This is a genomic window from Thermovenabulum gondwanense (assembly GCF_001601575.1).
Classification (GTDB): Bacteria; Bacillota; Thermosediminibacteria; order Thermosediminibacterales; family Thermosediminibacteraceae; genus Thermovenabulum; species Thermovenabulum gondwanense.
This window is the reverse complement of record NZ_LOHZ01000018.1, coordinates 1-13,236: the sequence shown is the minus strand read 5'-3', so window position 1 is coordinate 13,236 and position 13,236 is coordinate 1. Positions and strand designations below refer to the sequence as shown.

Here is a 13,236-nt window from a genome sequence, read left to right as displayed (position 1 = left end):
ATGTTTTTAAGGAAGTTCGAGAGAAACAAGAGGCTAACCATATTAAACGAATTATAAATGAAATTCGTAAACATGGTTATGAAGTAATATCGCCACAGTCTGAAAAATAGTGTTAAGTAAAATATTTATAAAATTTCCAGCTGATGCGTTATTGCATTGGTTAGTATATTATTGCCTTTTTTGGAGAATAAATTCCCCGATTTATGGAGTACATATTCCTTTTTTTGTTATTCTATTTTCTTGCTAAACTTATATTTCAAAAAATTATGTCAACAAAAAATATATAAAAATAAAAAACAAAAATTTACTTTAAAACAATTTTCGATAATTAATTTAGAACATTTACTCAGAGCTATCTTTAAAGGGGGGAAAACAAATTGAGCACGGTGAAAATAACTGATGTGACCCTTAGAGACGGTCATCAGAGTTTATGGGCAACACGCATGTCACTTCAAGATATGCTACCGGTGCTGGAAAAAATAGATAGCGCAGGGTATCATTCCTTGGAAGTGTGGGGCGGTGCCACCTTTGATGTGTGTCTTCGATATTTAGACGAGGATCCGTGGATTCGACTGAAAACTATAAAAAGGTATGTGAAACATACCCCTTTGCAAATGCTTTTGAGAGGTCAATCCCTGGTAGGATATAGACACTATCCCGATGATGTTGTAAAGGCCTTTATTGGAAAGGCGGTAGAAAACGGCATAGATATCATCCGCATCTTTGATGCTCTAAATGATTTAAGAAATATGGAAGTGCCAATCAGTGCGGCAAAAAAGGAAGGTGCCCATGTTCAAGGGACTGTAGTGTATACCGTCAGCCCCGTGCACACCATGGATCATTTTTTAAAAGTAGCGAAGGATATCGAAAATATGGGGGCGGACTCAATATGTATAAAGGATATGGCTGGGTTACTTACTCCTTTTTCTGCTTATGAAATTGTAAAACTTTTTAAAGAAAATCTGAGAGTGCCAGTTCAACTTCACAGCCATTATATAGGCGGGCTGGCACTGGGAGCATATATAGAAGCCGTCCGAGCTGGAGTAGATGTGGTAGATACGGCCACCACTCCACTTGCTTTTGGTGCTTCTCTTCCGCCTGTGGAGACTGTAGTAAGGTCTTTAATGGGTACGCCCTGGGATACCGGGCTTGACCTTCATCTTTTATTTGATATAGCAAAATATTTTGATGATTTGCGCCGGGAGCTGGGATATGAGAGAGGGGTAACTCGATTAACGGATATGGGAGTATTTGAACATCAGGTTCCTGGAGGGATGATAAGCAATTTGATCCAACAGCTAAAAGAACAAAAGGCGGAAAACCGATTAGTTGAGGTACTAAAGGAAATACCGAGGGTAAGGGCGGAACTGGGATATCCTCCCCTGGTAACTCCTACAAGCCAGATAGTTGGAATTCAAGCGGTCTTAAATGTTCTTTTAAGAGAGAGATACAAGATTGTCCCGGAAGAAGTAAAAAATTATGTAAAAGGATTTTATGGGAAACCACCGGCACCAATTGACGAAGAAATAAAAAGAAGAATATTGAATGAGGTAGAACCAATTTCAGGAAGACCAGCTGATTATTTAGAACCCCTTTTAGAACAGGCACGTTTGGAAATAGGAGAACTTGCTGAAAATGATGAGGATGTAATTTCTTATGCTCTTTTTCCTCAAGTTACCAGGAAGTTTTTAGAAAAAAGAAAGGAAGGAAAACTTCAACCGGGAAAAAGGCAGGATAAAAAATACGAAGAATCTGTAAGGGAGGTAGAAGAAAATATGGATATCAAAAATATTACTGAACTTATAAAAGCTTTGGAGGAAACGGGAGTTACTGAGTTAAACCTTGAGAGCGGAGGGGTAAAAATTAATATAAAAAGAGAAAGTGATATTGTAAAAGAAAAAGATGATAGAGCTTTTAAGCAAAAGCAGGAAATGTCAAAACCATGTGAAGAAGCGGATAATAAAAAAAATAACTTTATTGAAATAAAATCGCCTATGGTAGGAACCTTTTACCGGGCACCTGCCCCCGATGCACCGCCCTTTGTCGAAATTGGTACGCGCGTAAAACCCGGGCAAACCCTATGTATTATTGAGGCTATGAAATTAATGAATGAGATAACGTCAGAAGAGGCTGGGCAAGTAGTAGAAATTCTCGTGGAAAATGGGCAGCCGGTAGAATACGGGCAGCCTCTTTTTATATTGGAGAGGGAGATTTAGAATATGTTTGAGAAGATATTGATAGCAAATAGAGGAGAAATAGCGGTCAGAATAATACGTGCTTGTAGAGAATTGGGGATAAAGACGGTTGCGGTTTTTTCGGAAGCCGATAGAAATTCACTGCATGTAAAGCTTGCCGATGAGGCAATATGCATAGGTCCTGCTTCTCCTGTGAGAAGCTATCTTAATATTACAAACATTATAGCTGCGGCAAAGGTTAAAAAAGCAGATGCGATACATCCCGGTTATGGTTTTTTGGCTGAAAATGAATATTTTGCTGAAATGTGTGCAACATGTGGAATAAAATTTATAGGACCTTCTCCTCGCTCCATTCAAAGGATGGGAGATAAGGCAACTGCCAGGGAAACAATGATTAGTGCGGGGATTCCCGTAGTTCCAGGATCAGAGGGTGTTATCGAAAATATTGATCATGCTTTGTCTGTTGCAAAAGAGATTGGTTATCCTGTTATTATTAAGGCAGCAGCCGGCGGCGGAGGACGAGGAATGAGAATTGCTCAGAATCCTGATGAGCTTAGAAAGGAAATTATGACAGCTAAACAAGAAGCGGAAGTTTCCTTCGGAAATGCTGCGGTATATCTTGAAAAATATATTGAAGAACCAAGACATATAGAATTTCAAATCTTAGGCGATACCCATGGAAATATAATACATCTCTATGAAAGAGATTGTTCTTTACAGCGCAGGCATCAGAAGATTCTCGAAGAATCTCCTTCAACTGCTTTAACGCCCGAAATGAGGGAGGAAATGGGCAAAATAGCTATAAAAGCTGCAAAAACAGTAGATTATTATAGTGCTGGAACAATTGAATTTCTCGTAGATAAGCAGGGTAGATACTATTTTATCGAAATGAATACCCGTATTCAGGTGGAACATCCGGTGACGGAAGCGGTGACAGGTATTGATATAGTGAAAGAACAAATACTTATTGCGGCCGGTGAAAAATTATCCTTTCAACAGCAAGATGTAAAAATTAACGGCCATGCTATTGAATGTCGTATTAATGCGGAAGATCCCTCGCGGAATTTTCAACCAACTCCCGGACGGATACGATATTATCATGCACCGGGAGGGTTTGGCATTCGCGTAGATAGTGCTATTTATACGGGCTATGAAATACCGCCTTATTATGATTCTCTCATTGCAAAAATAATAGCATGGGCGCCTGCGAGAGACCAGGCAATTTCTCGCATGCGAGGTGCATTAAATGAAATAAAAATAGAAGGGATAACTACTACCGTTCCCTTCCATTTGAAAATCATGGACAATGCTTTTTTTAAGCGGGGGGAAGTTTATACCAATTTTATTCAGCGGCGTCTATTAGATTAATATATAATCATAGGAATTTTAGTAAGCATACATTTTACTATAAGGTCTTAAACTTTTTGGTACTAATTTTATAAAAGGACCAGAGAGAATGGAGTCTACATCACTTATCTCAAAATGTTTGCAAAATTCTTCTATATCCTTTCTTAATATGGGTAAATCTTCTTCGCATATTTCTTCTATGCAGACTTCATTTGCTACATGACTGCGGTTGATATTACCTCTTATATAAATAGTACCACCATGCATGCCGGTAGCGATAAACCTTCCAGCTACAGGGTCTTTTTTTCTGCCAAAAATACCTAATACCACAAGTCTTCCTCCAGCCATATATTCCCCGAGAAAATCTCCTGCTTTTCCACCTATTACTATTACGGGACATTTATCCTTATATGCTTTCATGTGAATTCCAGTCCTATAACCTACTGAGCCTTTAATAAACACCTTTCCTGCTCTCATTGAAAGACCCAGAACATTACCCGCATCTTTATGAATTACTATTTCACCATCATTCATGGTATTTCCAATTACATCCTGACAGCTTCCGTAAACGTTTATCCTTGGGCCATCCATAAATGCTCCCAGGTCACTACCAGGTGTTCCGTAAATATTTATTGTAATCTTCTGTCCTATGCCGGTACCGATATATCGCTGCCCGAGAACATTTACTATATCAATTTCTTCAATTCCTTTTAAAACTGCATCATGAATGCGTTCGTTAAGTTCCCTGTAGTGCATTCCTTTTGCGTCAATTTTCATGATTGTATACCTCCTGTTTATTTATTTATTTAAATAGTCCTCAAAAGTTATCTGCCTACCGGTTTTATTCCCAGCACATCCAAGTAAACCTCATCCAGATCAATGCCCCTCAACCTTTCTCTATTGCCTCTAAGACTTTCTATGGAATTTATTCCGAGAGCTCCAAGAATTTCTTTTATTTCCAGATTCCACGCCTTTACTAAATTGGTTACTCTTAAAACTCCTTCATTTACATTCAGACGCTTTATTAATTCAGGCTTTTGGGTAGTTATCCCCCACGGGCAAAGCCCAGTATAACACTTCTGGCATAAATGGCAACCCAATGCTATCAAAGCAGCTGTACCGATTGCTACTGCATCCGCTCCCAGGGCAATAGCTTTTATTATATCAGCGCTATTTCTTATACCACCACTTGCTATAATGGATGCCATATGACGAATACCTTCTCTTCTGAGTTGTTCATCAACCTGAGCAAGGGCAATTTCTATGGGAATTCCCACATGGTCCCTTATAACTTTTGGTGCAGCTCCAGTTCCAGCTCTAAAGCCATCAATGGTAATAATATCAGCTCCTGCTCTAACTACGCCGCTTGCAATGGCGGCAACGTTGTGAACTGCGGCTATTTTCACTCCTACCGGTTTTTTATAACGAGTAGCCTCTTTGATAGCATATATGAGCTGTTTCAAGTCCTCAATTGAATAAATATCGTGATGAGGTGCAGGCGATATGGCATCAGTGCCCGATGGAATCATTCTGGTTCGTGAAATATCTTCTGTAACTTTTTCACCGGGGAGATGTCCACCGATTCCTGGTTTAGCCCCTTGCCCGATCTTAATTTCAACGGCGGCACAGGAGTTAAGATATTCAAGGCTTACTCCAAACCTGCCGGAAGCACATTGAACTACAATATTATCTTTATAGGGTAAAAGCTCTGCAGGAAGTCCCCCTTCTCCAGTATTCATAAGGGTGCCTAATTCTTGAGCGGCTTTTGCAAGAATTAGATGAACATTTAAACTTACTGCTCCATAGGACATACCTGCAAAAATTATGGGAGTTTCAAGTTTTATTTGCGGTTCCATTACTGTTGTAAGCTTCACTTCCCCATTTTTGTTGCACCAGAATTCTAACTTTTCTGGTTTCTTTCCTAAGTAAGTGCGTAGCTCCATAGGTTCTCGTAAAGGATCTATGGAAGGGTTGGTCACCTGACTGGCATCCAGAAGGATTTTATCCCACAATACAGGATAAGGCCTATCGTTTCCTGTACCGGTTAATATTTTCCCGCCGGTATCGGCCTGCTTCCAGATATCTTTAATAATCTCTTGAGCCCAGAGATAGTTTTCTTTATATTCTGCAGGAAATTTCACCACAGTTATTGCTGCTGCCGGACAGTATAGCGTACATCTATGGCAAGCTACGCATTTTTCATGGGAGATTTTTATTTTATCTTTTTCCCAGGTAAAAACTTGAAAGCTGCATTCGGATATACAACGTTTACATTTTATACAGTTTTCATTTATTTTAACTAAGAAGTCAGGATGGGAAAATTTCATGTTCTCACCTCCATGCGTACCACTATAGGCTCTCCTCCTTTAGGGCTCCATACTGTATCAGGTTCGATACAAATTTCTCTAATTGCCGCTTCTTCAGAAGCCATATAATAAAAATCATCTTTTTTTGCTGCCACCAAAGGCCTTAGCATAATCCTATCGGTCAATCCTATCATCATGTGGCTGTTAGCTATTATTATGCTGAAAGGGCCGTTTAGAAGGGCACTTGCATATACCATCCTTAACGCACTAAGAGCTTCTTTCATGTTTTTATCCATTGAATCGATTTCTGCCCAAAAAGGTGGGGCTAAGGCATTAAGCGCGATATCTATAGGTAATCCATGTCGTCTGATTAAAAGGTCCAGTAAATAGACAATTACCTCAGTATCGGTTAAGAGGGAACATTCATATCCGAAAGTTTCCACATATCTCTTATTGGTTCCATAAGAACTTATTTCACCGTTATGCACAACGGACCAATCTAACAGGGCAAAAGGATGAGCCCCTCCCCACCATCCAGGTGTATTTGTAGGGAATCTACCATGAGCAGTCCAAAGGTATCCCTCATATTCTTCCAATCTATAAAACCTGCTTATATCTTCAGGATAACCAAGCCCCTTGAAAACTCCCATATTTTTACCGCTGGAAAAGACGAAAGCACCATTAAAGCGCTTATTAATCTTCATAACTATTGAAACTACATAATCCTCTTCAGTAATTGGAGATGTCAATTTACTTTTTGGTACCTCCAGGAAATATCGCCACAAAAGCGGAGTATTTAAAAAGCTCATTTTTTTACGAGTAGGGATAGCCTCACTTTTAACCAGTACCATTTTTTCCTGAAGGTAGGCTTCCACAGATTCTTTTATACTTTCATCCACAAACATAATATGAAAGGCATAATAATCTTTGAATTCTGGATATATTCCATAAGCAGCAAATCCTCCGCCTAAACCATTTGAGCGTTCTCGCATGACAGATATTGCGGATGTAATGACATCTCCTTTAATACCTTTTCCTTTAGTATTTAAAATACTTGCAATTGCACATCCTGAAATATCCTTTAAAGATGGTGATTGAAACATTTTTAACCTCCTAACTTTTCAATATTATGAAGTGCAATTATTGTAACATTATGTAGGTGAAAAAATAAGAAACAGGGCATAATGTATTATAGAATACAATAATACAATTATTTTTACATTATATATTTGGGAGATATTTATGTCAATAATAAATTTAAAAATTAAAAAGATAAATTGATAAAGTATTAAATAAATAAAAAAAAAAAAAAAAAACTTTCCCTGAAATATTGACAGCTAAATCCATACGTTGTATAATTGCATACAATAAATCATGAATACAAATAAACAAAGGGGGTAGCCGTATGAAACCCAAAGTTTTATGGGTAGACACTACTTTAAGGGATGGGGAACAAACCGCTGGAGTGGTTTTTGCGCCGGAGGAAAAGGTGATTATAGCAAAGCTTCTCGATATGATAGGGGTAGACCAGATAGAAGCTGGAATACCTGCGATGGGAGAGGAAGAAGTAAAAAGTATCAGAGCAATTGTAAAAGCTGGTCTGAAAGCCAGCATCATGGCTTGGAACAGGGCAGTTATCGACGATATTGAAAAATCTCTCAAATGTGGTGTGGATGCGGTTGCTATTTCCATTGCAGTTTCGGATCTACATATACAGCACAAACTACGAACTACAAGAGAAAAAGTAATAGAACAAATGGTAGAGGCGACTGTTTTTGCAAAAAAGCACGGTGTTTACGTTTCTGTTAATGCCGAAGATGCTTCCCGGGCAGATCAGGATTTTTTGATAGAGTTCTGTAAAGCAGCAAAAGAGGCGGGAGCAGATAGATTGAGGTTTTGCGACACGGTGGGGATTTTGGACCCATTTTCGACTTATGAGAAGATAAAAAAGTTAAGAGCGGCCGTAGATTTAGAAATAGAAATGCATACTCATAACGATTTCGGAATGGCTACGGCCAATGCCATAGCAGGAATAATAGCGGGTGCTACTCATGTGGGAGTGACCGTTAATGGTTTGGGAGAAAGAGCGGGTAATGCCGCACTGGAAGAAGTAGCAATGGCATTAAAATATGTACTCGGGTGGGAAATAAGTTTAAAAACTGAACTGTTTAAAGAAATATCTGAATATGTGGCTAAGGCCAGCGGAAGAATTATACCACCGTGGAAGGCAATTGTTGGAGAAAATATTTTTGCTCATGAATCAGGGATACATGTGGATGGGGCCTTAAAACATCCGGAAACCTATGAAGTTTTTAATCCTTCAGAGGTGGGGCTGGAAAGAAAAATTTTCATTGGTAAACATTCGGGAACTGCGGCAATAATTAGCACCTTGGGGAAATATGATATAAGGATATCGAGAGAAGAAGCTCAAGAATTATTGAAAAAAGTAAGAGAAACCGCGGTATCAATAAAACGAAGTCTAACGGAAAGGGAATTTTTATATTTATATTACAATTGGAATCAGAAAAAGGTTGGACGGGAGGTGATCTAAGGATGAAATTAAATATCACTCAAAAAATTTTGTTAAATCACTTGGTAGAAGGAGAGCTTAGAGCAGGTGAAGAAATTGCTATTAAAATAGATCAAACCCTGACCCAGGATGCAACGGGTACAATGGCATATTTACAATTGGAAGCAATGGGAATAGATAGGGTGAAAACAAAAAGGTCTGTAGCCTATATAGATCATAATACCCTCCAAACAGGTTATGAAAACGCCGATGACCATAAATTTATAGCTACCATTGCACAAAAATACGGAATTTATTATTCAAAACCCGGGAATGGTATTTGCCATCAGGTAAATTTAGAAAGGTTTGCAGTGCCCGGAGATACGCTTTTAGGTTCTGACAGTCATACTCCTACAGCGGGGGGAATAGGCTGTCTTGCAATAGGCGCAGGGGGACTTGATGTGGCGGCTGCCATGGCAGGATATCCTTATTATTTAAGGGTCCCCCAAATTATTAATGTGGAGCTGAAGGGAAAGCTAAAACCGTGGGTTACTGCAAAGGATGTAATTTTAGAGCTTTTAAGGAGATTAAGTGTAAAGGGAGGAGTTGGCAAAATATTTGAATACACCGGTGAAGGGGTAAAAACTCTTTCAATTCATGAAAGGGCTACAATTGCCAATATGGGGGCAGAGCTCGGAGCAACAACTTCAATTTTTCCCAGCGATGAAGTTACCTGTAAGTTTCTTAAAGCACAGGGAAGAGAAAAAGACCGGATCGAATTACTGCCTGATGTAGGAGCGAATTACGATGGGAAAATTGAAATAAATCTTTCAGAGCTGGAACCTTTAGTAGCACTTCCCCATAGCCCGGATAATGTTCATCCCATCAATGAAGTAAAAGGAATAAAAGTGGATCAGGTAGCAATTGGTAGTTGCACCAATTCTTCCTATAAAGATATGATGCTGGTAGGGAAAATGCTAAAAGGGAAAACGGTTCATCCAGGGGTGAGCCTTGTAATATCTCCAGGATCAAAGCAGGTTTTGACGATGATGGCTCAAAGTGGAATTCTTGCAGACATAATTTCCGCCGGAGCCAGAATTCTGGAATGTACTTGTGGACCATGTATAGGAATGGGGCAGGCTCCAGGCACAGGAGAGGTTTCCGTCAGGACATTTAACCGAAATTTTAAAGGAAGATGTGGGACCCAAAATGCTCAAGTAATATTAGCAAGTCCTGCAGTTGCAGCAATTACTGCTCTAAGAGGTGAACTTTCCGATCCGAGAGAATTGGGCGATATGCCCGAAGTATGTGAACCGGAAAAATACGTAATAGAAGATAATATGATTATACCTCCTCCTATTGATAGAGATTCGATAAAGGTTTATTATGGGCCAAATATAATTCCGATTTCTGCTGGTCGGGAACCGGGTGAACATTTAGAAGGATCGGTTTTAATAAAAGTAGGAGATAATATCACCACCGATCATATTTTACCATCCACAGCAAAGCTTTTACCTTTGAGATCAAATATACCTGCGTTAGCCGAATATTGTTTTTCTGTTATTGATAAAGATTTTTCAAAAAGGGCAAAAGAAAACAGCGGGGGAATTATTGTTGCCGGTGAAAATTACGGACAGGGATCCAGCAGGGAACACGCAGCACTTGTTCCTTCTTACCTTGGGGTAAAAGCTGTTATCGCCAAGTCCTTTGCAAGGATACACCGGGATAATTTAGTTAATTATGGAATTATTCCAATGACATTTAAAAAAGTTGAAGATTATGAGAATATAACTGATAATGACAAATTGGTGTTAAAAAATATAAAAGAAAGCTTAATGAAAGGTGAGGCAATACTAAAAAATGTTACCCGAAATATTGAAATTCCAGTTAAGTTTGATTTGGGACCAAGACAAATAAAGATATTGCTTGCTGGAGGTCTTTTAAATTTCATCAAACAAAATTTCAGGGGTGAGGTATGATGCACAGGATTACTCTAATACCCGGTGATGGAATTGGACCGGAAATAACTAAAGCAACCCTTGAAGTTATGGAAGCGACAGGCTTAAAAGTGGAGTGGGAAGTTTTTGAAGCAGGAACTTCCGCTATAGAAAAATATAAAAACCCGTTGCCCGATGAGGTTATAAATTCAATAAGGAGAAATGGTGTTTGTTTAAAAGGGCCTACAACTACTCCAATTGCTGAGGGATTTCGAAGCATTAATGTGGCTTTAAGAAAGGAATTAGATTTATTTGCGAACGTTCGACCGGCTAAATCCTTTGAGGGAATAAGTAGCCATTATAAAAATGTGGATATTGTAGTTATTCGCGAAAACACAGAAGATCTTTATTGTGGCGTGGAGCACAGAATAGGAGACTTTGCGGCGGAAAGTATTAAAATTATCACCGCAAAAGCCTCTACGCGTATAGCAAAATTTGCCTTTGAATACGCAAAAAAAGAGGGCAGAAAAAAAGTGACAGCCGTTCATAAAGCAAATATTATGAAGCTTACCGATGGACTATTTTTAGAATGTGTCCGTAATGTATCAAAGGAATACCCTGATATAATTTATGAAGAGATTATAGTAGACAATATGTGTATGCAGCTGGTGAGAAACCCTGAAATTTACGATGTTATTTTATGCCCGAACCTTTACGGGGATATAATTTCTGACCTTTGTGCTGGACTTGTGGGTGGCCTGGGAGTTGTACCTGGTGCTAATATAGGTGATAATTTAGCTGTTTTTGAAGCAGTTCACGGGAGTGCACCGGATATCGCAGGGAAAAATATAGCAAACCCTACCGCTTTGATTCTTTCAGCAGCGCAAATGCTAAAATACATAGGTGAGTCAGAACGGGGACGAAAAATAGAAAAAGCTCTGGAAATAGTAATAAAAGAAAAATTATGCTTAACTCCCGATCTTGGAGGGAATGCCACTACCGAAGAGTTTTCAATAAAAATTTGTGAAAAGATAAAAGAACTTTAATTAAATAATATATTAAAATTTCGAAACCATTTTATTGAATTAAACTATTGAAAAATTATTTAAATTATTGTTTAATTAAAATATATAGTATTTATAAAATATTATAGAAAAAATTGAATTTTAATAATACCGATGTTCAGCAGGGGGAATTTATTTTGGAGGGTGAAGAGAGAAGATGGAGAACCGCTTTAAAGAATCTTTATTAAATAAAGAGTTTTTCTCCATAACCTGGGAATTGGTACCTGGCAGGGGCGCTTTTGAAAAAAACCAGGAAGAAGTACTCATGGCAGCTGAACAGGCGGCTAAAGGGGGAAAAATTCACGCTATTACGCTGACGGACAATCCGGGAGGAAATCCAGCGATACTGGCTGACTATCTTGCATCGGAAATTATAAAAAAAGGTATAGAACCCTTAGTTCATTTTACCTGCAAGGATAGGAATCGAAACCAGATTGAGAGCCAGCTTTATGCTTTAGATAGAATGGGAATAAGGAATCTCCTCGTAATGACAGGAGACTATCCCGTTACCGGCTATAAGGGTCGTCCCATGCCGGTTTTTGATTTAGATCCTGTTCACGTTCTGGAACTCATATCAAAGATGAACAATGGGCTGGAATACCCGGGAATTAAAGGGACTGTTAAGCATAAACCCAGTGATTTTTTTGCAGGTGCTGTAGTGTCTCCCTTCAAGGCCACCGAAGCCGAGCAAATGGTGCAATATTATAAGTTAAAGAAGAAAATAGAAGCGGGAGCCCAATTTATTGTTACCCAGCTGGGATATGATGCAAGGAAATTTCATGAAGTAATTCAATATATCAGGCAGCAAGGATGGGATATCCCTGTAATAGGCAATATTTACGTTTTGCCCATTGGTACTGCAAAGGCGATGAACAAAAATAAAATTCCGGGATGCGTGGTTACAGATAAATTGGTAGCAGAGCTGGAAAAAGAAGCGCAAGCTCCGGATAAGGGATATAAAGCTCGCCTTGATAGAGCGGCAAAAATGTATGCTTTTATGAAGGGTATGAATTTTGATGGTGTTCATATCGGTGGCCATAATTTAAAATACGAGGATGTGGAGTACATCATTGAAAAAGGTGAGGAATTAAGTGCAAATTGGATGGACTATATTCATGAATTTGACTACCCCATCCCCGGTGGTTTTTATTATTATGAAAAAGATCCCGAAACAGGTTTAAATACATCACAACCGGTGGATAGAAAAAATAGACCCCTTGATACAAAGGTGGAATTTGTATATAAACTTTCAACTTTAACCCATAAACTAATGCTGGAACCCAAAGCGCCATTATGGAAGCCGATGCGGGCAATAGCAAAAAGGGTTGACGGAACATCGCTGGAGCGACCCTACCATGCTTTTGAACATTTAATGAAGGTTTGTTTATACGATTGCCACGATTGCGGAGACTGCGCTTTAATGGATGTGGCCTATGTATGTCCCATGTCTCAATGCCCCAAAAAACAGAGGAATGGAGCTTGCGGTGGCAGTTTTATGGGCTGGTGCGAGGTATATCCAAATAAGAAAAAATGCGCTTATGTTAGAGCTTATGCCCGCTTAAAAAATGACGGTAAAGAAGAAAAACTTGCCGGTGATATAATACCTCCTCCCAACTGGGATCTTTATCATACATCCTCCTGGCTGAATTATTACTTAGGATGGGATCATTCGGCCTCCCATTTAGGAATAGAAAATAATGAAAAAGGTAAAAAATAAGATATAGTATAAAATAATAGTTTTAATTAATTTCTGTCAAGATTCTATGAAAATGTCACCCCAAGAGGGGTAGTTTTATTCAGAGAAAATGTCACCTTTTCTTATGGCCCTAACCAAGTATATTTACCCATCTTGATGTGTCAAGGGTAAAATGAACGCTT

General features: G+C 38.8%; 9 protein-coding genes. 6 read left to right on the top strand and 3 right to left on the bottom strand.

Going from position 1 to position 13,236, the window contains the following annotated elements:
• The first annotated feature begins 377 nt into the window (after window positions 1-377).
• Both accB and accC read left to right on the top strand, forming a co-directional pair.
• Entirely contained in the window at window positions 378-2,216 is a 1,839-nt protein-coding gene (gene accB / locus ATZ99_RS01405) for an acetyl-CoA carboxylase biotin carboxyl carrier protein (RefSeq protein WP_068747459.1), read from the top strand.
• A 3-nt stretch (window positions 2,217-2,219) separates the two neighbouring features.
• Entirely contained in the window at window positions 2,220-3,563 is a 1,344-nt protein-coding gene (gene accC / locus ATZ99_RS01400; RefSeq protein WP_068747458.1) for an acetyl-CoA carboxylase biotin carboxylase subunit, read from the top strand.
• An 18-nt stretch (window positions 3,564-3,581) separates the two neighbouring features.
• Here accC and ATZ99_RS01395 read toward each other — a convergent pair whose 3' ends face one another.
• From ATZ99_RS01395 to ATZ99_RS01385, 3 genes are read right to left on the bottom strand one after another with little or no spacing between them, the layout of a single operon-like run.
• Window positions 3,582-4,319 carry a GltB/FmdC/FwdC-like GXGXG domain-containing protein gene (locus ATZ99_RS01395; protein ID WP_068747457.1) on the bottom strand — a complete coding sequence of 246 codons (738 nt, stop codon included), beginning with the start codon at window positions 4,317-4,319 and terminating at the stop codon, window positions 3,582-3,584.
• Between the two features lie 47 nt (window positions 4,320-4,366).
• Window positions 4,367-5,869 (bottom strand): glutamate synthase-related protein, encoded by a 1,503-nt coding sequence (locus ATZ99_RS01390; protein ID WP_068747456.1) that lies wholly within the window; start codon window positions 5,867-5,869, stop codon window positions 4,367-4,369.
• Window positions 5,866-6,951 carry a class II glutamine amidotransferase gene (locus ATZ99_RS01385; RefSeq protein WP_068747455.1) on the bottom strand — a complete coding sequence of 362 codons (1,086 nt, stop codon included), beginning with the start codon at window positions 6,949-6,951 and terminating at the stop codon, window positions 5,866-5,868. Before ATZ99_RS01385 ends, ATZ99_RS01390 begins: the two co-directional genes overlap by 4 nt.
• Window positions 6,952-7,253: 302 nt before the next feature.
• On the opposite strand from ATZ99_RS01385, the gene nifV reads away from it, so the two are divergent.
• The 4 genes from nifV to ATZ99_RS01365 all read left to right on the top strand — a co-directional run bounded on the left by nifV (window position 7,254) and on the right by ATZ99_RS01365 (window position 13,075).
• On the top strand, window positions 7,254-8,399 hold the full coding sequence (gene nifV, locus ATZ99_RS01380; RefSeq protein ID WP_068747454.1) for a homocitrate synthase: 1,146 nt from the start codon (window positions 7,254-7,256) through the stop codon (window positions 8,397-8,399).
• A gap of 2 nt (window positions 8,400-8,401) precedes the next feature.
• Window positions 8,402-10,336 carry an aconitate hydratase gene (locus ATZ99_RS01375; RefSeq protein ID WP_068747453.1) on the top strand — a complete coding sequence of 645 codons (1,935 nt, stop codon included), beginning with the start codon at window positions 8,402-8,404 and terminating at the stop codon, window positions 10,334-10,336.
• Entirely contained in the window at window positions 10,333-11,340 is a 1,008-nt protein-coding gene (locus ATZ99_RS01370; RefSeq protein WP_068747452.1) for an isocitrate/isopropylmalate dehydrogenase family protein, read from the top strand. Before ATZ99_RS01375 ends, ATZ99_RS01370 begins: the two co-directional genes overlap by 4 nt.
• A 175-nt stretch (window positions 11,341-11,515) precedes the next feature.
• Window positions 11,516-13,075 carry a methylenetetrahydrofolate reductase C-terminal domain-containing protein gene (locus tag ATZ99_RS01365; RefSeq protein WP_068747451.1) on the top strand — a complete coding sequence of 520 codons (1,560 nt, stop codon included), beginning with the start codon at window positions 11,516-11,518 and terminating at the stop codon, window positions 13,073-13,075.
• Window positions 13,076-13,236 lie beyond the last annotated feature (161 nt).